The following is a 23,476-nucleotide window of genomic DNA, read 5'->3' on the forward strand; positions in this document are numbered from 1 at the left end:
AAGCGCCGCCAGGGCGCTTTCTTTTAGCGATAATCCGGGCCGCTGACCACCGGCCCGGAAACCTGAAGGAGCCAGCATGAGCCTGCCCAATCCCGCCGAACTGATCAGCCAGATGGCGATTCGTCTCACGGCGCACCTGGAACAACGCGGCATCAGCGAACCGCGCTACATCGGCATTCGCACTGGTGGCATCTGGGTCGCCCAGGCCTTGCTCGAAGAACTGGGCAGCGATGCGCCGCTGGGTACCCTGGATGTGTCGTTCTACCGCGACGACTTCAGCCAGAACGGCCTGCACCCGCAAGTACGCCCCTCGGCCCTGCCGTTCGAGATTGAAGGCCAGCATCTGGTATTGATCGACGACGTACTGATGAGCGGCCGGACCATCCGCGCCGCCATGAATGAACTGTTCGATTATGGCCGCCCCGCCAGCGTGACCCTGGTGTGCCTGCTGGACCTGGACGCCGCCGAGTTACCGATCCGCCCGAACGTGGTCGGTGCGACGCTGACGCTGGCCGCTCACGAGCGAGTCAAGCTGTCCGGCCCCGCTCCGCTGCAACTCGAACTGCAAGACCTTGCCCTTTAACTGCCCTTGTAAGAGTCCATTGCGATGACGCCTCTCGAAACCAAGCGAGCGCTACAGCTCAACGATCAGGGCCAGCTGCGGCACTTCCTGTCCCTCGACGGCCTGCGCCGCGAGCTGCTGACAGAAATCCTCGACACCGCCGACTCGTTCCTCGAAGTCGGGGCGCGGGCGGTGAAGAAAGTCCCGTTGTTGCGCGGCAAGACCGTGTGCAACGTGTTCTTCGAAAACTCCACCCGCACCCGCACCACCTTCGAACTGGCGGCCCAGCGGCTGTCGGCGGACGTGATCACCCTGAACGTCTCCACGTCTTCGGCGAGCAAGGGCGAAACCCTGCTCGACACCTTGCGCAACCTCGAGGCCATGGCGGCCGACATGTTCGTCGTGCGTCACGGTGATTCCGGCGCCGCGCACTTCATTGCCGAACATGTGTGCCCGCAGGTGGCGATCATCAACGGCGGCGACGGCCGTCACGCCCACCCGACCCAGGGCATGCTGGACATGCTGACCATCCGTCGGCACAAGGGCAGCTTCGAGAACCTGTCGGTGGCTATCGTCGGCGACATCCTGCACTCACGGGTGGCCCGTTCGAACATGCTGGCCCTCAAGACTCTCGGCTGCCCGGACATCCGCGTGATCGCGCCGAAAACACTGCTGCCCATTGGCGTCGAGCAATACGGCGTGAAGGTCTACACCGACATGACCGAAGGTCTCAAGGACGTGGACGTGGTGATCATGCTGCGCCTGCAGCGCGAACGCATGACCGGCGGCCTGCTGCCCAGCGAAGGCGAGTTCTACCGCCTGTTCGGCCTGACTACCGCGCGCCTGGCCGGGGCCAAGCCGGACGCCATCGTCATGCACCCGGGGCCGATCAACCGCGGGGTGGAAATCGAGTCAGCGGTGGCTGACGGGCCGCATTCGGTGATCCTCAACCAGGTGACCTATGGCATCGCCATCCGCATGGCCGTACTGTCCATGGCCATGAGCGGGCAAACGGCCCAGCGCCAATTCGACCAGGAGAACGCCCAGTGAAGCTCAGCATTCTCGGCGCACGCGTGATCGATCCGGCCAGCGGCCTGGATCAAGTAACGGACATCCATATCGATGCCTGCAAAATTGTCGCCCTTGGCGCCGCTCCGGCCGGTTTTACCGCCGTCGATACCCTCAACGCTCAAGGCCTGGTGGCCGCTCCGGGGCTGGTGGACCTGAACGTCGCCCTGCGCGAACCCGGTTACAGCCGCAAAGGCAACATCGTCAGCGAGACCCGGGCCGCCGCCGCCGGTGGCGTGACCAGTTTGTGCTGCCCGCCGCAGACCAAGCCAGTACTGGATACTTCGGCCGTGGCCGAACTGATCCTCGATCGCGCCCGCGAGGCCGGCAACACTAAGGTTTTCCCTATCGGCGCGCTGAGCAAAGGCCTCGATGGCGAACAACTGGCTGAACTCATTGCGCTGCGCGACGCCGGTTGCGTGGCGTTCGGCAACGGCCTGAACAGTTTCCGCAACACCCGTACCCTGTGTCGCGCCCTGGAATACGCAGCGACCTTCGGCCTGACGGTGATCTTCAACTCCCAGGATCATGATCTGGCTGAAGGTGGGCTGGCCCACGAAGGCCCGACCGCCAGTTTCCTCGGCCTGCCGGGCATTCCGGAAACCGCCGAAACCGTGGCCCTGGCCCGGGACCTGCTGCTGGTGGAACAAAGCGGCGTGCGCGCGCACTTCAGCCAGTTGACCAGCGCCCGCGGCGCCGCGCTGATCGCCCAGGCCCAGGCTCGCGGCCTGCCCGTCACCGCCGATGTGGCGCTGTACCAACTGATCCTGACCGACGAAGCGCTGATTGACTTCAACAGCGTCTATCACGTCCAGCCGCCGCTGCGCACCCGCGCCGACCGTGACGGCTTGCGCGAGGCCGTGAAGTCCGGGGTGATCTCGGCCATCTCCAGCCATCACCAACCCCACGAGCGCGATGCCAAGCTGGCACCATTTGGCGCCACGGAACCGGGCATCAGCAGCGTCGAACTGTTGCTGCCGCTGGCCATGACGCTGGTGGAAGACGGATTGCTGGACCTGCCGACCTTGCTGGCACGCCTGAGCAACGGGCCGGCCGAAGCGCTGCAATTACCGGTGGGTAAACTGGCAGTGGGCGCAGCGGCGGACCTGGTGCTGTTCGACACGGCAGCGTCCACCGTGGCCGGCGAAGCCTGGCGCTCCAAGGGTGACAACTGCCCGTTCCTCGGCCACAGCTTGCCGGGGGTGGTGCGTTACACCCTGATGGATGGGCGGATCACTCACCAGATCTGACACCGAGTCGCCTGCTTCGCGAGCAAGCCCGCTCCCACATGAGATCTTCGGTGGACACAAGATTTGTGAACACCTCGGATTCAATGTGGGAGCGGGCTTGCTCGCGAATGCAGGCGACCCGGTCTAGCTGATTTAGTGAAAAGCCCCACGCTTCTGCGCATTGCGAATCGAAACCTGATCGTTCAGCGTCCAGAAGTCATACAGCACCCCCAGGAAAAACACCCCGCCGGTCAGCAGGTAAAGGATGCCGGTGAGCCATTTGCCCTGGTACATGCGGTGCACACCCAGCACACCGAGAAACGTCAGCAGAATCCACGCCACGCTGTACTCGAGGGGACCCGGGGTGAAGCGCAGATCGGCTTCCCGATCCATGGCCGGAATCAGGAACAGGTCGATCAACCAACCGATGCCCAACAGGCCAAAGGTGAAAAACCAGATCGTGCCGGTGACCGGTTTGCCGTAATAGAAGCGGTGGGCGCCGGTAAAGCCGAAAATCCACAAGAGATAGCCGATCACTTTGCTGTGGGTATCGCGTAAAGCGTCCTGCTGATAGCTGTTCATGAATCGCCTCTTTTGCCTCGATAGATAAATTTGTTCGGATTATTTGTGACTTTTTTATGGATTGCCGACAAGCGGTCTCGCGCGTCTGGAACCCGGTAAACCCCCGCGCTGTCTGGGTTCTGTCAGATAATCAGCTCAATATGTCGCAATTATGCGGGTTTGCCCCCAGGTTGCGATTCGACAAACGGCCTCGGAACACTAAAAAAAGCTGTTATAAAGTTGCGCGCTTACCTTCAAGAGCCCTGCCTAATGCGTCCATTTTTCAAGACATGGCTAACCATTTGCCTATTATTGCCCTTGGCCGCCCACGCCACCAATCGTGAGCAACGTCTTCCCAACGTCAACGGCTACACCCCTAAATCCCATGTTTCTGCTCCTTCGAGCAAGAACAAGCGAAATGCTCAGCGTTTGAGCAGCGTCAATAGCAAGCTGGTTCCGGTCATGACTGCCAAGACGAGCAGCAACGTCTTGAGCCGTGCCGTGAACGTACTGGGAACACCTTACCGTTGGGGCGGCAGCAGCCCAAGCAAAGGTTTCGATTGCAGCGGCCTGGTGAAATACGCCTTCAACGATGCCACCTTCGACCTTCCGCGCACGTCCAACGCGATGGCCAGCGGTCACGGTCAGAAGGTCGATCGCAAGGACCTCAAGCCTGGCGACCTGATTTTCTTCAAACTCAAGAGCCGCCGTGTCAACCACGTGGCCATCTACCTGGGCAACGACCGCTTCATCCACGCCCCGCGTCGTGGCAAGTCGGTGACCATCGATACCTTGAACAAGCCGTACTGGAACAGCCACTACGTCCTTGCCAAGCGGATTCTGCCCAAAGAGCCGAAAGGGATGCAGGTGGTTCAGCGCTGATTTGAAAGTGGCATATTTGCCAGTTCAAGCAAAACTGTGGGAGCGAGCCTGCTCGCGATAGCCGTACATCCGTCAACTTCAATGTTGGCTGATCCAACGCTATCGCGAGCAGGCTCGCTCCCACAGGGGTTTCTGTAGCCGATCCTCAGAAATTATCCGGCGTACGCGCCCGCTCCCGCGCGTGCTCGCGGCTGATCAGCCCCTTGTTCAGCAGATCCTTCAAACACATATCCAATGTCTGCATCCCCAGCGACCCACCGGTCTGGATCGCCGAGTACATCTGCGCCACCTTGTCCTCGCGGATCAGGTTACGGATCGCCGATGTACCCAGCATGATTTCATGAGCCGCGACCCGGCCGCCGCCAATCTTCTTGACCAGCGTCTGTGAAATCACCGCCTGCAAGGATTCGGACAACATCGAACGAACCATGGATTTCTCATCCCCCGGGAACACATCCACTACCCGGTCGATGGTCTTGGCCGCCGAGGTGGTGTGCAGGGTGCCGAACACCAGGTGACCGGTTTCGGCGGCGGTCAGAGCCAGGCGGATGGTCTCCAGGTCACGCATCTCCCCCACCAGAATCACGTCCGGGTCTTCGCGCAGGGCTGAGCGCAGGGCCGTGGAGAAGCTTTGGGTGTCACGGTGCACTTCGCGCTGGTTAATCAGGCATTTGCGCGGTTCGTGGACAAACTCGATGGGGTCTTCGATGGTGAGGATGTGATGGTGTTTGTGGGTGTTGAGGTAGTCGATCATCGCCGCCAGGGTGGTGGACTTGCCGGAGCCGGTCGGCCCGGTCACCAACACCAGCCCGCGAGGCGCCTCGGTCACTTTGCGAAACACTTCGCCCATCCCCAGGTCTTCCATGGTCAGGACTTTCGACGGGATGGTCCGAAACACCGCACCTGCACCGCGATTCTGGTTGAACGCATTGACCCGGAACCGTGCGACGCCCGGCACGTCGAAGGAAAAGTCGGTCTCCAGAAACTTCTCGTAATCTACCCGCTGCCGGTCGTTCATGATGTCGTAGATCAGCTCATGGACCTGCTTGTGGTCCAGGGCCGGCAGGTTGATCCGCCTCACATCGCCATCGACACGAATCATTGGCGGCAGCCCGGCGGACAAGTGCAGGTCCGATGCGCCCTGCTTGGCGCTGAACGCCAGTAACTCAGTGATATCCATAGCGCTCCTCAATTCCAGTAGAATGCCGCGAACCTCACCGCTGGCGCTTCTTTATGTCCACGATAGCAGACAACATTGCCCAGGTTAGATCGCGTATCCGCGCAGCCGAACAAGCCGCCCACCGCGACGAACACAGCGTGCAGCTGCTGGCGGTGAGCAAGACCAAGCCCGCCCAGGCGCTGCGTGAAGCCTATGCCGCCGGCCTGCGGGACTTTGGCGAGAACTATCTGCAGGAGGCGCTGGGCAAACAGGCCGAACTGACCGACCTGCCCTTGATCTGGCACTTCATCGGCCCCATTCAATCGAACAAGACGCGCGCTATCGCCGAACATTTCGACTGGGTGCACTCCGTGGATCGCTTGAAAATTGCACAACGCCTGTCCGAGCAGCGCCCGGCCGACCTGCCGCCGCTGAACATCTGTATCCAGGTCAACGTCAGCGGCGAAGACAGCAAATCCGGCTGTACGGCGGCGGATCTGCCCGCTCTGGCCAGCGCCATCAGCGCGTTGCCACACCTGAAGCTGCGCGGGTTGATGGCGATTCCCGAGCCAACCGAAGAACGTGCCGCCCAGGATGCCGCCTTCGCAGCGGTTCAACGCTTGCAAGCCGATCTGAAGCTACCGCTGGACACCCTTTCCATGGGCATGAGCCATGACCTGGAATCCGCCATTGCCCAGGGCGCCACCTGGGTGCGGATCGGTACAGCCCTGTTTGGCGCTCGCGACTATAGCGCTAGCTAGTCGTAAGCCATGCTGACTCAACTCTCTAATCAAGGACCTGTCATGAGCAACACACGTATTGCCTTCATTGGCGCCGGCAACATGGCCGCCAGCCTGATCGGCGGCCTGCGGGCCAAGGGTCTGGACGCTTCGCAGATTCGCGCCAGCGATCCGGGTGCCGAGACTCGCGCCCGGGTGAGCACAGAGCACGGCATCGAAACGTTCGCCGACAACGCCCAGGCCATCGAGGGCGTGGACGTCATCGTGCTGGCGGTCAAGCCACAAGCGATGAAAACCGTTTGCGAGGCCCTTCGCCCAAGTCTCAAACCCCATCAGATGGTGGTGTCGATCGCCGCCGGCATCACCTGCGCCAGCATGAACACCTGGCTCGGCGCCCAGCCGATCGTGCGCTGCATGCCCAACACCCCGGCGCTGCTGCGCCAGGGCGTCAGTGGGCTGTTCGCGACCGCACAAGTGACCGCTGAACAGCGCCAGCAGGCCGAAGAGTTGCTATCGGCCGTAGGCCTGGCGCTGTGGCTGGAAACCGAGCAGCAACTGGATGCAGTGACGGCGGTGTCCGGCTCGGGCCCGGCATACTTTTTCCTGCTGATCGAAGCCATGACCGCCGCCGGTGAAAAACTCGGCCTGCCACGGGAAACCGCCGCCAAGCTGACGTTGCAGACCGCACTGGGCGCCGCCCACATGGCAGTGTCCAGCGATGTCGATGCGGCCGAACTGCGGCGCCGGGTGACTTCACCTGCCGGCACCACCGAAGCGGCTATCAAATCGTTCCAGGCCGGGGGCTTCGAAGCCCTGGTGGAAAAAGCACTCGGCGCCGCCGCGCACCGCTCGGCCGAAATGGCCGAACAACTGGGCCAATAAGGAGCCATTCATGATCGGATTGAACACTGCAGCGGTCTACGTGCTGCAAACCCTCGGCAGCCTGTACCTGCTGATCGTGCTGCTGCGCTTTGTGCTGCAACTGGTGCGCGCCAACTTCTACAACCCGCTGTGCCAGTTCATCGTCAAGGCCACCCAGCCGTTGCTCAAGCCGCTGCGCCGGATCATTCCGAGCGTGTTCGGCCTGGACATGTCATCGCTGGTCCTGGCGATCATCGTGCAACTGGCGCTGATGGCCCTGACCCTGCTGCTGACCTACGGCACCACCGGCAACCCGCTGCAATTGCTGATCTGGTCAATCATTGGCGTGACCGCGCTGTTCCTGAAGATTTTCTTCTTCGCCCTGATCATCAGCGTGATCCTGTCCTGGGTCGCTCCCGGCAGCCACAATCCGGGCGCCGAACTGGTGAACCAGATCTGCGAGCCGGCGCTGGCACCGTTCCGCCGCATCGTGCCGAACCTCGGCGGGCTGGATATCTCGCCGATCCTGGCGTTCCTGGTGCTCAAGCTGATCGACATGCTGGTGATCAACAACCTGGCGGCGATGACCATGATGCCGCAAATCCTGCGTCTGCTGATCTGACCCAATATCGGCCTGATCAGTCAGCACTCCTCTCTGTGGGAGCAAAGCTTGCTCCCACAGGGTTTGCACCCGCCGAACAATCAGCTCCGGCCTTTGCTTGCCGCTTGCCACAGCGGTCTTTAGACTTACGCCTCATTTCAACGAGAGCAGGGTCGATGCCAGCTGCCTTTCCCCCCGATTCCGTTGGTCTGGTGACGCCGCAAATGGCGCATTTCAGCGAGCCCCTGGCCCTGGCCTGCGGTCGTTCGTTGCCAGCCTATGACCTGATTTTCGAAACTTACGGCACCCTCAATGCCACGGCGAGCAATGCCGTGCTGATCTGCCACGCCTTGTCGGGGCATCACCACGCCGCCGGCTACCACAGCATCGACGACCGCAAACCTGGCTGGTGGGACAGCTGCATCGGCCCGGGCAAGCCCATCGACACCAACAAGTTCTTCGTCGTCAGCCTGAACAACCTCGGCGGCTGCAACGGTTCCACCGGCCCCAGCAGCCTCAACCCGGACACCGGCAAGCCCTTTGGCGCCGATTTCCCGGTGCTGACCGTGGAAGACTGGGTCCACAGCCAGGCACGCCTGGCCGATTGCCTCGGCATCGGCCAGTGGGCTGCGGTGATCGGCGGCAGCCTGGGCGGCATGCAAGCCCTGCAATGGACCATCACTTACCCGGACCGCGTGCGCCACTGCCTGGCAATCGCCTCGGCTCCCAAGCTGTCGGCGCAGAATATCGCCTTCAACGAAGTGGCGCGCCAGGCGATCCTCACCGATCCCGAATTCCACGGTGGTTCGTTCCAGGAACACGGCGTGATCCCCAAGCGCGGGCTGATGCTGGCGCGGATGGTCGGGCATATCACCTATCTGTCCGACGACTCCATGGGCGAGAAATTCGGCAGGGGTCTCAAGAGCGAAAAGCTCAACTACGACTTCCACAGCGTCGAATTCCAGGTGGAAAGCTACCTGCGCTACCAGGGCGAGGAGTTCTCCGGACGCTTCGATGCCAACACCTACCTGTTGATGACGAAAGCCCTGGACTATTTCGATCCGGCGGCGAACTTCGACAATGACCTGGCGAAAACCTTTGCAGGCGCCACCGCCCGTTTCTGCGTGATGTCATTCACCACCGACTGGCGCTTTTCCCCGGCCCGCTCGCGGGAACTGGTGGACGCGCTGATGGCCGCCCGCAAGGACGTCTGCTACCTGGAAATCGACGCGCCCCAGGGTCACGACGCCTTTTTGATCCCGATCCCGCGCTACCTGCAGGCGTTCGGCAACTACATGAATCGTATAACGCTGTGAGGACGCCATGAGAGCCGATCTGGACATCATCCAGGAATGGATCCCCGCCGGCAGCCGCGTGCTCGACCTGGGCTGCGGCAACGGCGAACTGCTGACCTGGCTGCGCGACCACAAGCAAGTCACCGGCTACGGCCTGGAAAACGATGCGGACAACATCGCCGAGTGCGTGGCCAAGGGCATCAATGTCATCGAGCAGGACCTGGACAAGGGCCTCGGCAACTTCGCCAGCAACAGCTTCGACGTCGTGGTCATGACCCAGGCGCTGCAAGCGGTGCACTACCCGGACAAGATCCTCGACGAAATGCTGCGGGTCGGGCGCCAGTGCATCATCACCTTCCCCAACTTCGGTCACTGGCGCTGCCGCTGGTACCTGGCGAGCAAGGGGCGCATGCCGGTGTCGGAGTTCTTGCCCTACACCTGGTACAACACGCCGAACATCCACTTCTGCACCTTCGAGGATTTCGAGGCGCTGTGCCGCGAACGCCAAGCCAAGGTCATCGATCGCCTGGCGGTGGACCAGCAGCACCGCCACGGGTGGGCCAGCAAGCTATGGCCTAATCTGTTAGGTGAAATAGGCATCTATCGGGTCAGCAGCCCAGGCCTTGCCGATCATCAGGTCGCGGTGTGAACCCCGGCCTTACCAGGAGCACGACATGAAACGTCTAGCGTTGTTTCTCATCACCGCCTGCCTGAGCGCCGGGGCCATGGCCGCGGATGTCATCAAGAGCGATCGAAAGGAAGTGTTCGGCGACATCACCGTGCACTACAACACCTTCAATTCCACCTTCCTGACGCCGGACATCGCCAAGGCTGCCGAGCTGACTCGCAGCAAGAACCAGGGCGTGATCAATGTTTCGGTGATCAAAGGCGGCAAGCCATTGATGGCCCAGGTCAGTGGCACGGTGAAGGACCTGACCAGCAAGACAGTCCCCCTCACCTTCCGCCAGATCACCGAACAAGGCGCGATCTATTACATCGCCCAGTATCCAGTGGACCAACAGGAAACCCGCACCTTTGAAATCAAGGTGCAGACCGGCGACAAAATCAACACCATCAACTTCAACCAGGAACTGTTCCCCGGCGAATGATGAATTTCACCCAACTCGTACTGGCCAGCCACAACGCCGGCAAACTCAAGGAACTCCAGGCCATGCTCGGCGGGTCGGTGCAACTGCGCTCGATTGGCGAGTTCAGCCAGGTCGAACCTGAAGAAACCGGCCTGTCATTCGTCGAGAACGCCATTCTCAAGGCCCGCAATGCCGCGCGCATTAGTGGCCTGCCGGCGCTGGCCGACGATTCCGGGCTGGCGGTGGACTTTCTCGGCGGTGCGCCGGGCATCTATTCAGCCCGCTACGCAGATGGCAAAGGCGACGCGGCGAACAACGCCAAGCTGCTCGACGCCCTCAAGGACGTGCCTGAAGCCGAGCGCGGCGCGCAGTTCGTGTGTGTGCTGGCCCTGGTGCGCCATGCCGACGATCCGCTACCGATCCTCTGCGAAGGCTTGTGGCACGGACGCATCTTGACCTGCGCCAGCGGCGAGCACGGCTTTGGCTACGATCCGCTGTTCTGGGTGCCGGAGCGCAACTGCTCCAGCGCCGAGCTGGGTCCGGTGGAAAAAAACCAGCTGAGCCACCGCGCGCGCGCCATGGCTCTGCTGCGCCAACGCCTGGGCCTGCAATGATCGATGAGTCCCCCGCACCTCTGATCCATGGCGGTGCGCAAACGCCTCGGGCGCCGCTGCCAGTGCTGCCGCCCCTGGCGTTGTACATCCACATCCCGTGGTGTGTACGCAAATGCCCGTATTGCGACTTCAACTCCCATACCGCCAGCCCGCAATTGCCGGAAGAGGAGTACGTCGACGCATTGCTGGCCGATCTCGACCAGGACTTGCAGGCGGTGTATGGCCGGGAACTGAGCTCGATCTTTTTCGGCGGCGGCACTCCAAGCCTGTTCAGCGCCCAGGCCCTGGGCCGCCTGCTCAAAGGTGTCGAGGCGCGAATCCCCTTCGCCCATGACATTGAAATCACCCTGGAAGCCAACCCAGGGACCTTCGAACAAGAGAAATTCGTCGCATACCGGGCACTGGGCATCAATCGCCTGTCCATTGGCATCCAGAGCTTCCAGGAAGCCAAGCTCAAGGCTTTGGGCCGGATTCATAACGGTGACGAAGCTGTGCGCGCCGCCGGCATGGCCCGTCAGGCCGGGTTCGACAATTTCAACCTGGACCTGATGCATGGACTGCCCGATCAATCCCTGGACGACGCCTTGAGCGACCTGCGCCAGGCCATTGCCTTGAAGCCAACGCATTTGTCCTGGTATCAACTGACGCTGGAACCCAATACGGTGTTCTGGAACCAGCCGCCGACACTGCCGGAAGACGACACGCTGTGGGACATCCAGGAAGCCGGCCAGGCGTTGCTGGCCGAGCATGGCTACGCCCAATACGAAGTCTCGGCCTATGCCCAACCCGGCCGGGCGGCGCGGCATAACCTCAATTACTGGAGTTTCGGCGACTTCATCGGCATCGGCGCGGGCGCCCACGGCAAGCTCAGCCATCCGGACGGGCGTATTGTGCGCACCTGGAAGACCCGCCTGCCCAAGGACTACCTCAACTCAGCCAAACGCTTCCTGGCCGGCGAGAAAACCCTGAGCAATGAAGAACTGCCCTTCGAGTTCCTGATGAACGCGCTACGCCTGACCGAAGGCGTGGACGCGCGGCTTTACCCCGAGCGCACCGGTCTGTCCTTGCAAAGCCTGGCCGAAGGCCGGCGCGAGGCCGAACAAAGCGGGTTGTTGCGGGTCGAACCGGCACGTCTGGCAGCCACTGAGCGCGGACAGTTGTTTCTCAATGACTTGTTGCAGAAATTTTTGAGCTAATCACACAAGGAAACCCCATGGATCTGGTACTCGACCTGCTCGCCACCGTGTCCCGCTGGAGCCGCAGCAACCTGTCGGAAATCTCCCTGGCATTGGTAGGCTGCCTGCTGGTGCTGTTTGGCGCAGACATCAAGGGTTGGGTCGAACAACGCCTTGGCAATATTGCCGGGGCCTTGCGCGTCCCGCTGATCGCCCTGCTGTGCATGATCGGCAGCGGCGCGGCCCTGATCTACGCCACGCCATGGATTGTCCGGGGGTTGAGCCAGTTCAACAACTACAGCCTGGCGCCGGTGTTGTTGGTGGTGCTGGTGTTGATTGGGGTGGTGGCGGATCGTCGCTGATACAGAGCACACCACAAACAAATGTGGGAGCAAGGCTTTGTGGGGTGAGCTTCTGTGGTAGCAAGCTTTTTGGGATGAGCTTCTGTGGGAGCAAGGCTTGCCCGCGATAGCAGCGCCTCAGGATCAACTTGAACCCCGGGTTGCCTGCATCGCGAGCAAGCTTTGCTCCCACAGTTTTCCTTAAGCCACCTTCTCGAACTTCAAGTCCCAAACCCCATGCCCTAGTCGTTCGCCACGGCGTTCGAACTTGGTGATCGGTCGTTCTGCCGGGCGCGGCACGCATTTGCCGTCTTCGGCCAGGTTACGGTAGCCCGGGGCGACGTTCATCACTTCCAGCATGTACTCGGCGTAAGGCTCCCAGTCGGTAGCCATGTGCAGCACGCCGCCGACCTTCAACTTGCTGCGCACCAGTTCAGCGAACGACGCCTGGACGATACGGCGCTTGTGATGACGGCTCTTGTGCCAAGGGTCGGGGAAGAACAGCATCAGCCGGTCGAGGCTGTTGTCGGCCACGCAGCGGTTGAGCACTTCAATGGCGTCGCAGTCGTAGACCCGCAGATTGGTCAGCCCTTGGGTCAACACGCCGTTGAGCAGCGCGCCCACACCGGGACGGTGGACTTCCACACCGATGAAATCCTGCTCCGGCGCCGCGGCGGCCATTTCCAGCAGCGAGTGGCCCATGCCGAAGCCGATTTCCAGCGAGCGCGGCGCCGAACGGCCGAACACTTGGTCAAAATCCACCGGCGCATCGGCCAGGGGCAGGACGAACCGCGGCGCGCCCTGGTCCAGGCCGCGTTGCTGGCCTTCGGTCATGCGCCCGGCGCGCATCACAAAACTCTTGATGCGGCGATGTTGGCGCTCTTCGCCTTCTTCCGGGAGGACAGGCGTGTCGTTCGATTCAGTCATCAATGGCTCTTACTTGATCAGACCATCCAGCGGCGAGGAGGCGCTGGCGTAGAGTTTTTTCGGCATGCGCCCGGCGAGGTACGCCAGACGCCCGGCCACAATGGCGTGCTTCATGGCTTCGGCCATCAGGATGGGTTGCTGGGCATGGGCAATGGCCGAGTTCATCAGCACCGCCTCACAGCCCAGCTCCATGGCGATAGTGGCGTCAGAGGCAGTGCCGACGCCGGCATCCACCAACACCGGAATCTTGGCTTCTTCCAGGATGATCTGCAGGTTGTACGGGTTGCAGATCCCCAGGCCCGTGCCGATCAGGCCGGCCAGTGGCATCACCGCGATGCAGCCGATTTCCGCCAGTTGACGGGCGATGATCGGGTCGTCGCTGGTGTACACCATCACGTCGAAACCTTCCTTGACCAGGGTTTCGGCGGCCTTGAGGGTTTCGATCACATTGGGGAACAGGGTTTTCTGGTCAGCCAGGACCTCCAGCTTCACCAGGTTGTGGCCGTCGAGCAGCTCACGGGCCAGGCGGCAGGTGCGCACAGCCTCGATGGCATCGAAGCAACCGGCGGTGTTGGGCAGGATGGTGTAGCGATCTGGCGGCAGGATATCCAGCAGGTTCGGTTCGCCCGGGTTCTGGCCGATGTTGGTGCGGCGCACGGCAACGGTCACGATTTCGGCGCCCGAGGCTTCGATGGCCAGGCGGGTTTCTTCCATGTCGCGGTATTTACCGGTGCCAACCAGCAAACGCGACTGGTAGGTACGACCGGCCAGGACGAAGGGCTTGTCGCTACGAACGATGCTCATGGGAAATCCTCTGTTGGGGTGAGGTTCTTGCGAAATGCTGTGAAACAGACGACGTTAACCGCCGCCGATGGCGTGTACCACTTCGACAGAATCACCGTCGCTCAACGTGGTTTCAGCGTGCTGGCTGCGCGGGACGATATCCAGATTGAGCTCCACCGCGACGCGGCGTCCGGTAAGTTCCAGACGGGTCAGCAGGGCCGCAACGGTTTCACCGTCGGGCAGATCAAGGGGTTCGCCGTTCAACTGAATGCGCATGCCGGATGCCGCCATCATTTTTAGGGGCTGGCATTCTAGCCCGATCAGTCTGGACGACCCAAGCCATTCGTCATGAATTGGACCGTGCGGTCAGCCCAACCGCCAGGCGGCAAGCCCCAGGCACAACCAGCCGATCAGGAACGCCACCCCACCGAACGGCGTGATAATGCCCAGTTTGCTGATGCCGGTCATCGTCAGTAAATACAGGCTGCCGGAGAACAGCAGGATACCGATCACAAATGAAATCCCGGCCCAGGTGACGATACGTCCGGGGATGTGTGTGGCCAGCAGCGCGACGCCCAGCAACGCCAGGGTGTGTACCAACTGATAGGTGACACCGGCGTGGAAGATCGCCAGGTAATCGGCGCTCAGGCGGTTTTTCAGGCCATGGGCGGCGAATGCCCCCAGTGCCACGCCGGTGAAGCCGAAAAAAGCAGCCAGCATCAGAAAACTACGCAGCATGAGAACTCCAGTCAGACTCGGTGGACAGGGTCTGTATAATGGCCCGCTCGACGGGTTCGGCCAAGCCATCTCTATGTTGCGTTCATTGTTTCGACGATTCGTTAAAGCCCTGCTCTGGTTCGCCGTCGGCAGCGTTGTCCTGGTGCTGCTGTTTCGCGTGGTGCCGCCACCGTTCACCGCGCTGATGATCGAGCGCAAGGTTGAATCCTGGTTCAGTGGCGAGCCGATCGACCTGCAGCGTACCTGGCAACCCTGGGATCAGATTTCCGACAACCTCAAAGTCGCGGTAATCGCAGGTGAGGATCAGAAATTTCCCGAGCACTGGGGCTTCGACTTCGGTGCGATCCAGGCCGCGCTTACCCATAACGGACGCGGTGGCTCGATTCGCGGCGCCAGCACCCTCAGCCAGCAAGTGTCCAAGAACCTGTTCCTGTGGCCGGGCCGCAGCTGGCTGCGCAAGGGTCTGGAAGCCTGGTTTACCGCGCTGATCGAAATGCTCTGGCCCAAGCAGCGGATCCTCGAGGTGTACCTCAACAGCGTCGAGTGGGATGACGGTGTGTTCGGCGCCGAAGCCGCGGCACGGCATCACTTTCGGGTGAGCGCCGACGCATTGTCCCGGCAACAGGCCAGTCTGCTGGCGGCGGTCCTGCCCAACCCCCGAGTATGGAGCGCCGCACGCCCAAGCCCGTATGTACTGCGTCGCGCGAACTGGATTCGGCGGCAGATGAGCCAGTTGGGGGGCGACAGCTATCTGCTGGGACTCAATGACTCGCGACGGGCGCCTTGGGCGCAATAGACCACACCCTGAAGATCCCCTGTGGGAGCGGGCTTGCTCGCTCCCACAGGGGATCTGCGTCGAGTCCAATATTGAGCACACAAAAAAACGCCCCGATCATCACTGATCGGGGCGTTTTTTATTGCTGTTGCGCAGGTCAGGCAGCAATCGACGTCTTGAGCTTGTTCATCGCGCTTTTCTCGAGCTGACGAATCCGCTCGGCCGACACGTTGTACTTCTGCGCCAGGTCGTGCAGCGTGGCTTTTTCCTCGGCCAGCCAGCGCTGGTAGAGAATGTCACGGCTGCGCTCGTCCAGCACTTCCAGGGCCTCGTGCAGGTTGGTGTTGGAGTTGTCGCTCCAGTCGGCGTCTTCCAGTTGACGCGCCGGGTCGTACCGGTGGTCTTCCAGATAGTTGGCCGGCGACTGGAAAGCGCTGTCGTCGTCCGCTTCGGCGGCCGGGTCGAAGGCCATGTCATGGCCGGTCAGACGACTTTCCATCTCGCGCACTTCCCGTGGCTCAACGCCCAGGCTTTCGGCAACGCGATGGACTTCTTCATTGTTCAGCCAGGCCAGACGCTTCTTCTGGCTGCGCAGGTTGAAGAACAGCTTGCGCTGGGCCTTGGTGGTCGCGACTTTCACAATGCGCCAGTTGCGCAGGATGAACTCGTGAATTTCCGCCTTGATCCAATGCACCGCAAACGACACCAGACGCACACCCATTTCCGGGTTGAAACGCTTGACCGCCTTCATCAGGCCGACGTTGCCTTCCTGGATCAGGTCGGCCTGGGCCAGCCCGTAGCCGGAATAGCTGCGGGCGATATGTACTACAAAACGCAGGTGGGCGAGCACCATCTGCCGAGCCGCCTCAAGATCCTGCTCATAATAGAGACTCTCGGCCAGTTCACGCTCCTGCTCGGGCGTCAGCAAAGGGATGCTGTTCACCGTGTGCACATAGGCCTCCAGGTTCGCACCCGGGACCAGAGCATAAGCAGGTTGCAAAGAAGTGGTCATACGAAAAAACCTCCGACTCACATAACTCGTGCAGTTCAGCACTGCGAAAATTGACCGGGAACCGTAGGACAAGTTCCCACAAAAACCGAAAGGTCAATACGCGCAAAAAACACTATTTTGGAGCAAGCTCACGCAAGTGGCGTGCTACCGCAATCCATGCACCGATATAACCCAACAGTACCGCGCCAAGCAAGAGCGACAGACCGTCGGCGACTGGCACTCCGGCCAGGGAAAAATCACTGCCGTACAAACCGGCCAGCCCCACTACCGCATCATTCAGCCAGTCCAGGCCAAACGCCAATACGCCCCAGGACAGAATCCCGGCACCAAAGCCATACAGCGCCCCCATATAAAGGAAGGGCCTGCGCACATAACTGTCCGTACCGCCGACGAGTTTAATCACTTCTATCTCGGTGCGGCGGTTTTCAATATGAAGACGAATGGTATTGCCTATCACCAAAAGTAATGCAGAAACCAAAAGCACCGTCAGACCGAAGACAAACCGGTCGCCGAGCTTGAGGATCGCCGCAAGACGCTCGACCCAGACTAGATCAAGTTGCGCCTGCTGTACCTTCGGCAACTCGGAAAGTCTTTGTCTTAATGCTTCAAGGGTGGGCTTGTCGACTTCGTCCGGCGTCACCAGCACCACACCTGGCAGCGGGTTTTCCGGCAGTTCCTTGAGGGCATCGCCCAGGCCGGACTGCTGCTGGAATTCTTCCAGCGCTTGCTCGCGACCAATGTATTCGGCGTCTGCCACACCCGGCATAACCTTGATCTGCTCGCGCAACGCCTGGCCGTCGCCCTGGCTCGCGTCCAGTTGCAGGTACAGGGAAATCTGCGCCGCACGCTGCCAGGAGCCACCCAGGCGCTCCACATTACTTAGCAATAATGACAGGCCCATGGGCAAACTCAGGGCCACCGCCATCACCATGCAAGTGAAAAAACTGCCGATCGGTTGCTTGCCCAGGCGCTTCAGGCTGTCCAGCAAACTGGCGCGATGGCTTTCAACCCAGGCGTGAAACAGTGTCGCGAAATCCGGACCGTCGTCATCGTCGCGCTTCTTCTTTGACGGCTGCGGATCGGAGGCTTTCGGGGCCACGCGTTCGGCGACCTTGGGGCTGCGGGTCGCACTCATACGCCAGCCTCCCCGTCACCGATCAGTCGACCGCGTTGCAAGGTGAGCATACGGTGACGCATGCGTGCGATCAGGGCCAGGTCGTGACTGGCAATCAGCACGCTGGTGCCCAAGCGATTGATGTCTTCGAATACGCCCATGATTTCCGCCGCCAGACGCGGGTCCAGGTTACCGGTAGGTTCGTCCGCCAGCAGCAAGGCCGGGCGATGAACGATGGCACGGGCGATGCCCACGCGCTGTTGCTGGCCGGTGGACAGGTCGCCCGGGTACAGATCGGTCTTGTCCGACAGGGCCACACGCTCCAGGGCCGAATCCACGCGCTTGTTGATCTCGGCCTTGGACAGACCAAGAATCTGCAAGGGCAGCGCCACGTTGTTGAACACCGTGCGATCGAACAGCAACTGGTGATTCTGGAACACCACGCCGATCTGCCGGCGCAAGTAAGGAATCTGGGCATTGCTGATGGTGCTCAGGTCCTGGCCGGCCAACAGCAGTTTGCCGGTGGTGGGCCGTTCCATCGCCAGCAACAGGCGCAGCAAGGTACTTTTACCGGCGCCCGAGTGGCCGGTGACAAACAGAAACTCGCCACGACGGACCCGAAAGCTCAGCTCATGCAAGCCGACGTGACCGTTCGGATAGCGTTTACCGACCTGTTCGAAACGAATCATGAATGCTCCCGCTCGGCAAACAATGCCTGGACAAAGGGCTCGGCTTCAAAGGTGCGCAGGTCGTCGATGCCTTCACCCACGCCAATGTAGCGAATCGGCAGGCCAAACTGCTTGGCCAGGGCGAAAATCACCCCGCCCTTGGCGGTGCCGTCGAGCTTGGTCAGGGCCAGCCCGGTCAGTTGGACGGTCTGGTTGAACTGCTTGGCCTGGTTAATCGCGTTCTGGCCGGTGCCGGCGTCCAGCACCAACAGCACCTCATGGGGCGCGTCGGCATCGAGTTTGCCGATCACCCGGCGAACCTTCTTCAACTCTTCCATCAGGTTGTCTTTGGTGTGCAGGCGACCGGCTGTGTCGGCGATCAGCACATCGATGCCACGGGCCTTGGCGGCCTGCACGGCGTCGAAAATTACTGAAGCGGAGTCGGCGCCGGTGTGCTGGGCAATTACCGGGATCTTGTTGCGCTCGCCCCACACTTGCAGCTGTTCGACCGCGGCGGCGCGGAAGGTGTCACCGGCGGCGAGCATGACTTTCTTGCCCTCCAGCTGCAGCTTCTTCGCCAGTTTGCCGATGGTCGTGGTCTTGCCAGCGCCGTTGACGCCCACTACCAGGATCACGAACGGCTTGTTCTGCGAGGCAATCAGCAGCGGCTGCTCCACCGGCTTGAGCATGTTGGTCAACTCGCCCTGCAGAGACTTGTACAAAGCGTCGGCGTCGGTGAGCTGCTTGCGCGCCACCTTTTGAGTCAGGCTCTGGATGATCACCGATGTCGCCTCGACGCCGACATCGGCGGTCAGCAAGCGGGTTTCGATGTCTTCCAGCAATTCGTCATCGATGACTTTCTTGCCCAGGAACAGGCTGGCCATGCCTTCGCCGATACTGGCGCTGGTCTTGGACAGGCCTTGTTTGAGACGGGCGAAGAAGCCGACCTTGTTCTCTTCGGTGGCAGGCGCTGGCTCTGCCGGAGCTGGCAATTCAACTACGGCAGGCTCCGGTTCAGGGGCGGCTGGGGCAGCAACGGGCGTAATGGCAGGCGCTGACACCTCGACGATCGGCTCCACAACCGGGGTCGCGACAGGCTGCGTCAGTACCGGAATCGGCGGGGCGATATGCGGCGCCTGTGCATCCTCCACCAGCCCTACCGGCTCTTCCGCCACGGGCAAGGTCAGCCAGGGGGTTTGCCCTTCGGGCGGGGTCAGCGGTTGCTCGGTCGCCGGTTCAGCGCTCAGCTCAGGCTCAGGCTCGGCCGGTTGCAATACGGGCTCGACAATCGGCAGGACAATTGGGGCAGCTTGTTCGGCCACCGCCTCGGCGTCGGGCTCAGGCAGCGGTTGCGGCTGTTCGACGACGGTTTCCTGCGGCTTCTTGCGCAGCCACCCGAACAGGCCTTTTTTCTCGCCAGCCGCAGCTGGGGTTTTCTTGTCGTCGTTGGAACCAAACATGGAGGACGGCTATCTCACGGTAGCGACGCGCCATCAGGGCGCCTCGGTGATAAATATTCGATGCTGAACAGACTGCGTTTCACCCAGCTTGTTCACGCGCAACATTTTGTCGAGTTGTCCCCAGGACACCTCAAGGTCGATTTTTTCGAAGGACTGGCACGGCATTATCGGCGAAAACGCTGGGATCAACGAACAAACCCAGCGCTTCTTCCGGGAACCCAAACAGCCCAGGACCGAGAAAAGGCCCGATAGGCGTGGCCGCCAGTAAAACGGATCAGTATCCTAGCACCCTCTCGCCCGCCGACGCTAAGACCTAGCGGGCAGCCCAACAGGTTTAAACACGAATGAATGCTCTTGCCCGCCGTGCTGCAGGCCTGCTGCTCAGCACAGTTTGTCTGCCTTTTTCAGCCTTGGCTGCCGATCCACAACCCACCCATGAATTTACCCTCGACAATGGCCTGAAGGTCGTAGTGCGCGAAGATCATCGCGCGCCGGTGGTGGTGTCCCAGGTCTGGTACAAGGTTGGCTCCAGTTATGAAACCCCGGGCCAGACCGGTTTGTCCCACGCCCTGGAACACATGATGTTCAAGGGCAGCTCGAAAGTCGGCCCCGGGGAAGCCTCGCTGATCCTGCGCGACCTTGGCGCCGAGGAGAACGCCTTCACCAGCGATGACTTCACCGCGTATTACCAGGTGCTGGCCCGCGATCGCCTGGGCGTTGCCTTCGAACTGGAAGCCGATCGCATGGCCAGCCTGCGCCTGCCGCCGGAGGAGTTCAGCCGCGAGATCGAGGTGATCAAGGAAGAGCGCCGCATGCGCACCGACGACAAACCCATGTCCAAGGCCTACGAACGCTTCAAGGCCATGGCTTACCCGGCCAGCGGTTACCATACGCCGACCATCGGCTGGATGGCCGACCTGGAGCGGATGAAAGTCCAGGAACTGCGCCATTGGTATGAATCCTGGTACGCGCCGAACAACGCAACCCTGGTGGTGGTCGGCGACGTCACGCCCGACGAGGTCAAGACGTTGGCCCAGCGTTACTTTGGCCCGGTTGCCCGGCGCGAGGTGCCGCCGGCTAAGATCCCACTGGAGCTGGCCGAACCCGGCGAGCGGCAGATTACCCTGCATGTGCAGACCCAACTGCCAAGCCTGATGCTGGCCTTCAACGTGCCGAGTATCGCCACCACCACCGACAAACGCTCAGTCAATGCCCTGCGGCTGATCTCGGGCTTGCTGGACGGCGGCTACAGCGGGCGGATCCCGACCCAGCTGGAACGCGGCGAAGAACTGGTGTCCGGCGGTTCGTCGAGCTACGACGCCTTTACCCGTGGCGACACGCTGTTCACCTTGTCGGCCACGCCCAACACCCAGAAAAACAAAACCATGGCCCAGGCCGAGGCCGGTCTGTGGCGCTTGCTTGAGCAGTTGAAAACCACTGCCCCGACCGCCGAGGAACTGGAGCGCGTCCGCGCCCAGGTCATCGCCGGCCTGGTGTACGAGCGCGATTCGATCACCAGCCAGGCCACCGCCATCGGCCAGCTGGAAACGGTCGGTTTGTCCTGGAAACTGATGGACACCGAACTCGCCGAACTGCAAAGCGTGACCCCGCAAGATATCCAGAAGGCAGCCCAGCTGTATTTCACCCGCTCGCGCCTGAGCGTCGCGCACGTCCTGCCCGAGGAGAAAGCTCATGAGTGAGCGCAAATCACCGCGTCTGGTGCTGATCGCTGTGGTGTTGGTCGCCCTGATCGGCGCCCTGGCCTTTTACCTGTCGCCATCCAATGACACCGACGCCAGCCAGGCGCTGGACAAGGCCAAAGCCAGCAACAAGCTGCAATCTTTGGCCGAACTGGACGGCAAGGCCCCCAGCCGTCGCCAGCTCGACGTACAAACCTGGAAGACCGCTGACGGCGCCAAGGTGATGTTCGTCGAAGCCCGGGAACTACCGATGTTCGACCTGCGCCTGACTTTCGCCGCTGGCAGCAGCCAGGACGGCGATACGCCCGGCCTGGCGCTGTTGACCAACGCCATGCTCAATGAGGGCGTAGCTGGCAAGGATGTCAGCGCCATTGCCCAAGGGTTCGAAAGCCTCGGTGCCGACTTCGGCAACGGTGCCTTGCGAGACATGGCCCTGGCGTCACTGCGCAGTCTCAGCGCGGTGGACAAGCGTGAGCCGGCGCTGAAGCTGTTCGCCGACGTCGTCGGTAAACCGACCTTCCCCGCCGACTCCTTTGCGCGCATCAAGAATCAGTTACTGGCCGGCTTCGAGTACCAGAAGCAGAACCCCGGCAAACTGGCGGGGCTGGAACTGATGAAGCGCCTGTACGGTGACCATCCGTATGCCCATTCCAGTGACGGCACCGCGCAGAGCATTCCCGCGATCACGCTGGCTCAGGTCCAGGCGTTCCACGCCAAGGCCTATGCCGCCGGCAACACCGTAATAGCACTGGTGGGAGACCTGTCCCGCGCCGAAGCCGAAGCGATTGCCAACCAGGTATCCGCCGCGCTGCCCAAAGGCCCGGCGCTGGCGAAGACCGTGCAAGCGGTTGAACCGAAGGCGAGCATTGGTCATATCGAATTCCCGTCCAAACAGACCAACCTGATGCTCGCACAACTGGGCATCGATCGGGATGACCCGGACTATGCGGCCGTGTCCCTGGGCAACCAGATTCTCGGCGGCGGTGGCTTCGGCACCCGACTGATGACCGAAGTCCGGGAAAAGCGTGGCCTGACCTACGGCGTGTATTCAGGCTTCTCGCCGATGCAGGCCCGTGGCCCGTTCATGATCAACCTGCAGACACGCGCCGAAATGAGCGAAGGCACGCTGAAACTGGTACAGGATGTGTTTGCCGATTACCTGAAGAACGGCCCGACCCAAAAAGAACTCGATGACGCCAAGCGCGAGCTGGCCGGTAGTTTCCCGCTGTCCACCGCCAGCAACGAAGACATCGTCGGCCAGCTCGGAGCCATGGGTTTCTATGACTTGCCACTCAGCTACCTGGAGGACTTCATGCGTCAGTCCCAGGAACTGACCGTCGAACAGGTCAAGGCCGCACTGAACAAACACCTGAGCACGGATAAAATGGTCATCGTCACCGCCGGCCCGACCGTGCCGCAAAAGCCGCTGCCGGCCCCCACTGAAAAACCTGCCGAGCAACCGCTCGGGGTTCCGGAGCACTAATGGCCCGCCCATCCAATTCCAGCAAGAAACCCGTGCACAACGGTGTGAACCAGTTGCGCATCATCGGCGGCCAATGGCGCAGCCGGCGCTTGAGCTTCCCCGACGCGCCGGGCCTGCGCCCAACCCCGGACCGGGTGCGTGAAACCCTGTTCAACTGGCTCGCGCCCTACGTGGCCGGCGCTCGGGTACTCGACCCGTTTGCCGGCAGCGGTGCATTGTTTCTTGAGGCGTTGTCTCGTGGCGCCGTCATGGGTCAGGCACTGGACGCCAGCAGCCTGGCGGTCTCCAGCCTGAAGGAGCACCTGGGCACACTGCGTTGCACCGTCGGCCAGGTGCAGACCGCCGACGCGCTGCGCTATCTGGACAGCCAGCCGGCGACGCCTTTCGACCTGGTGTTCCTCGACCCGCCTTTCAATCAGAACCTGCTGCCAGCCGTTTGCACCTTGCTCGAAGAACGTCATTGGCTAGCCGACGATGCCTGGGTCTACACTGAAAGCGAAGCCGCCCCGTCCACCCTGGGGTTGCCGGGCAACTGGCGCCTGCATCGTGAACAGAAATCCGGACGGGTGTATTACGCGTTGTGGCAACGTGTGGCAGAGGCCGTTGGCTGAACAGCTGGCCAGTGCATCGAGAAATGATC

Annotated in this window: 27 protein-coding genes; 17 read left to right on the top strand and 10 right to left on the bottom strand. The window is 61.6% G+C overall.

Going from position 1 to position 23,476, the window contains the following annotated elements; all coding sequences use genetic code 11:
- The first annotated feature begins 76 nt into the window (after nt 1-76).
- The 3 genes from pyrR to PSH57_RS27080 are packed head-to-tail and all read left to right on the top strand — an operon-like array spanning nt 77 to nt 2,880.
- Nucleotides 77-583 (top strand): bifunctional pyr operon transcriptional regulator/uracil phosphoribosyltransferase PyrR, encoded by a 507-nt coding sequence (pyrR, locus tag PSH57_RS27070; protein ID WP_305386575.1) that lies wholly within the window; start codon nt 77-79, stop codon nt 581-583.
- Between the two features lie 24 nt (nt 584-607).
- Entirely contained in the window at nt 608-1,612 is a 1,005-nt protein-coding gene (locus tag PSH57_RS27075) for an aspartate carbamoyltransferase catalytic subunit (protein ID WP_047226003.1), read from the top strand.
- Nucleotides 1,609-2,880: a dihydroorotase gene (locus tag PSH57_RS27080; RefSeq protein WP_305386578.1), complete on the top strand. Its 1,272-nt coding sequence runs from the start codon at nt 1,609-1,611 to the stop codon at nt 2,878-2,880. Before PSH57_RS27075 ends, PSH57_RS27080 begins: the two co-directional genes overlap by 4 nt.
- 132 nt (nt 2,881-3,012) lie before the next feature.
- Here the strand turns inward: PSH57_RS27080 and PSH57_RS27085 are convergent, their stop codons facing one another.
- Nucleotides 3,013-3,441 carry an NINE protein gene (locus PSH57_RS27085; RefSeq protein WP_047226005.1) on the bottom strand — a complete coding sequence of 143 codons (429 nt, stop codon included), beginning with the start codon at nt 3,439-3,441 and terminating at the stop codon, nt 3,013-3,015.
- 249 nt (nt 3,442-3,690) lie between these two features.
- Between PSH57_RS27085 and PSH57_RS27090 the strand changes: the two genes are divergently transcribed.
- Nucleotides 3,691-4,302 carry a C40 family peptidase gene (locus tag PSH57_RS27090; protein ID WP_305386580.1) on the top strand — a complete coding sequence of 204 codons (612 nt, stop codon included), beginning with the start codon at nt 3,691-3,693 and terminating at the stop codon, nt 4,300-4,302.
- 145 nt (nt 4,303-4,447) lie between these two features.
- Here PSH57_RS27090 and PSH57_RS27095 read toward each other — a convergent pair whose 3' ends face one another.
- The gene (locus tag PSH57_RS27095) at nt 4,448-5,482 is read right to left on the bottom strand and encodes a type IV pilus twitching motility protein PilT (protein WP_047226007.1); all 1,035 of its coding nucleotides are present in this window, start codon (nt 5,480-5,482) and stop codon (nt 4,448-4,450) included.
- A 53-nt stretch (nt 5,483-5,535) separates the two neighbouring features.
- Between PSH57_RS27095 and PSH57_RS27100 the strand changes: the two genes are divergently transcribed.
- From PSH57_RS27100 to PSH57_RS27140, 9 genes are all read left to right on the top strand, one after another.
- Nucleotides 5,536-6,222: a YggS family pyridoxal phosphate-dependent enzyme gene (locus PSH57_RS27100; RefSeq protein WP_305386582.1), complete on the top strand. Its 687-nt coding sequence runs from the start codon at nt 5,536-5,538 to the stop codon at nt 6,220-6,222.
- A 42-nt stretch (nt 6,223-6,264) separates the two neighbouring features.
- A complete protein-coding gene (gene proC, locus PSH57_RS27105) occupies nt 6,265-7,083 on the top strand; it encodes a pyrroline-5-carboxylate reductase (RefSeq protein ID WP_305386585.1) in 819 nt (272 codons plus the stop codon).
- Nucleotides 7,084-7,093: 10 nt separating this feature from the next.
- Nucleotides 7,094-7,684, top strand: coding sequence for a YggT family protein (locus PSH57_RS27110; protein WP_256229982.1), 591 nt, complete (start codon nt 7,094-7,096; stop codon nt 7,682-7,684).
- A 155-nt stretch (nt 7,685-7,839) separates the two neighbouring features.
- The gene (gene metX, locus PSH57_RS27115) at nt 7,840-8,979 is read left to right on the top strand and encodes a homoserine O-succinyltransferase MetX (RefSeq protein ID WP_305386589.1); all 1,140 of its coding nucleotides are present in this window, start codon (nt 7,840-7,842) and stop codon (nt 8,977-8,979) included.
- Nucleotides 8,980-8,986: 7 nt separating this feature from the next.
- On the top strand, nt 8,987-9,607 hold the full coding sequence (gene metW / locus PSH57_RS27120; RefSeq protein WP_305386592.1) for a methionine biosynthesis protein MetW: 621 nt from the start codon (nt 8,987-8,989) through the stop codon (nt 9,605-9,607).
- 25 nt (nt 9,608-9,632) lie between these two features.
- A complete protein-coding gene (locus PSH57_RS27125) occupies nt 9,633-10,067 on the top strand; it encodes a DUF4426 domain-containing protein (protein ID WP_305386593.1) in 435 nt (144 codons plus the stop codon).
- Nucleotides 10,064-10,660, top strand: a complete 597-nt coding sequence (rdgB, locus tag PSH57_RS27130) for an RdgB/HAM1 family non-canonical purine NTP pyrophosphatase (RefSeq protein WP_305386595.1) — start codon at nt 10,064-10,066, stop codon at nt 10,658-10,660. The genes PSH57_RS27125 and rdgB overlap by 4 nt, the downstream gene beginning before the upstream one ends.
- Complete coding sequence (hemW, locus tag PSH57_RS27135; RefSeq protein WP_305386597.1) at nt 10,657-11,856, top strand: radical SAM family heme chaperone HemW; 1,200 nt, start codon at nt 10,657-10,659, stop codon at nt 11,854-11,856. Before rdgB ends, hemW begins: the two co-directional genes overlap by 4 nt.
- Nucleotides 11,857-11,873: 17 nt before the next feature.
- Nucleotides 11,874-12,197, top strand: coding sequence for a DUF3392 domain-containing protein (locus PSH57_RS27140; RefSeq protein ID WP_092395450.1), 324 nt, complete (start codon nt 11,874-11,876; stop codon nt 12,195-12,197).
- A 180-nt stretch (nt 12,198-12,377) separates the two neighbouring features.
- Here PSH57_RS27140 and trmB read toward each other — a convergent pair whose 3' ends face one another.
- From trmB to PSH57_RS27160, 4 genes are all read right to left on the bottom strand, one after another.
- Complete coding sequence (trmB, locus tag PSH57_RS27145; RefSeq protein ID WP_305386601.1) at nt 12,378-13,103, bottom strand: tRNA (guanosine(46)-N7)-methyltransferase TrmB; 726 nt, start codon at nt 13,101-13,103, stop codon at nt 12,378-12,380.
- Between the two features lie 9 nt (nt 13,104-13,112).
- Entirely contained in the window at nt 13,113-13,907 is a 795-nt protein-coding gene (locus PSH57_RS27150) for a thiazole synthase (RefSeq protein WP_003177480.1), read from the bottom strand.
- A gap of 54 nt (nt 13,908-13,961) precedes the next feature.
- Nucleotides 13,962-14,162 (bottom strand): sulfur carrier protein ThiS, encoded by a 201-nt coding sequence (gene thiS, locus PSH57_RS27155; protein ID WP_305386604.1) that lies wholly within the window; start codon nt 14,160-14,162, stop codon nt 13,962-13,964.
- Nucleotides 14,163-14,252: 90 nt separating this feature from the next.
- Nucleotides 14,253-14,624 carry a DUF423 domain-containing protein gene (locus PSH57_RS27160; protein ID WP_305386607.1) on the bottom strand — a complete coding sequence of 124 codons (372 nt, stop codon included), beginning with the start codon at nt 14,622-14,624 and terminating at the stop codon, nt 14,253-14,255.
- A gap of 73 nt (nt 14,625-14,697) precedes the next feature.
- On the opposite strand from PSH57_RS27160, the gene mtgA reads away from it, so the two are divergent.
- Nucleotides 14,698-15,420 carry a monofunctional biosynthetic peptidoglycan transglycosylase gene (gene mtgA, locus PSH57_RS27165; protein ID WP_305386610.1) on the top strand — a complete coding sequence of 241 codons (723 nt, stop codon included), beginning with the start codon at nt 14,698-14,700 and terminating at the stop codon, nt 15,418-15,420.
- Nucleotides 15,421-15,556: 136 nt separating this feature from the next.
- On the opposite strand, the gene rpoH is transcribed toward mtgA, so the two are convergent.
- From rpoH to ftsY, 4 genes are all read right to left on the bottom strand, one after another.
- The gene (rpoH, locus tag PSH57_RS27170; protein WP_092395442.1) at nt 15,557-16,411 is read right to left on the bottom strand and encodes an RNA polymerase sigma factor RpoH; all 855 of its coding nucleotides are present in this window, start codon (nt 16,409-16,411) and stop codon (nt 15,557-15,559) included.
- A 112-nt stretch (nt 16,412-16,523) separates the two neighbouring features.
- Nucleotides 16,524-17,546 (bottom strand): permease-like cell division protein FtsX, encoded by a 1,023-nt coding sequence (gene ftsX, locus PSH57_RS27175; protein WP_305386614.1) that lies wholly within the window; start codon nt 17,544-17,546, stop codon nt 16,524-16,526.
- Nucleotides 17,543-18,214, bottom strand: coding sequence for a cell division ATP-binding protein FtsE (ftsE, locus tag PSH57_RS27180; RefSeq protein ID WP_024778908.1), 672 nt, complete (start codon nt 18,212-18,214; stop codon nt 17,543-17,545). Before ftsE ends, ftsX begins: the two co-directional genes overlap by 4 nt.
- Nucleotides 18,211-19,653, bottom strand: a complete 1,443-nt coding sequence (gene ftsY, locus PSH57_RS27185; RefSeq protein ID WP_305386618.1) for a signal recognition particle-docking protein FtsY — start codon at nt 19,651-19,653, stop codon at nt 18,211-18,213. Before ftsY ends, ftsE begins: the two co-directional genes overlap by 4 nt.
- A gap of 344 nt (nt 19,654-19,997) precedes the next feature.
- Here ftsY and PSH57_RS27190 point away from each other — a divergent pair, with 344 nt between their 5' ends.
- From PSH57_RS27190 to rsmD, 3 genes are read left to right on the top strand one after another with little or no spacing between them, the layout of a single operon-like run.
- The gene (locus tag PSH57_RS27190; RefSeq protein ID WP_305386621.1) at nt 19,998-21,353 is read left to right on the top strand and encodes a M16 family metallopeptidase; all 1,356 of its coding nucleotides are present in this window, start codon (nt 19,998-20,000) and stop codon (nt 21,351-21,353) included.
- The gene (locus tag PSH57_RS27195; RefSeq protein ID WP_305386623.1) at nt 21,346-22,836 is read left to right on the top strand and encodes a M16 family metallopeptidase; all 1,491 of its coding nucleotides are present in this window, start codon (nt 21,346-21,348) and stop codon (nt 22,834-22,836) included. The genes PSH57_RS27190 and PSH57_RS27195 overlap by 8 nt, the downstream gene beginning before the upstream one ends.
- Nucleotides 22,836-23,447, top strand: a complete 612-nt coding sequence (rsmD, locus tag PSH57_RS27200) for a 16S rRNA (guanine(966)-N(2))-methyltransferase RsmD (RefSeq protein WP_305386625.1) — start codon at nt 22,836-22,838, stop codon at nt 23,445-23,447. Before PSH57_RS27195 ends, rsmD begins: the two co-directional genes overlap by 1 nt.
- The last annotated feature ends 29 nt before the right edge of the window (nt 23,448-23,476 follow it).

The sequence above is a fragment of the Pseudomonas hefeiensis genome (genome assembly GCF_030687835.1).
Taxonomy (GTDB): Bacteria; Pseudomonadota; Gammaproteobacteria; order Pseudomonadales; family Pseudomonadaceae; genus Aquipseudomonas; species Aquipseudomonas hefeiensis.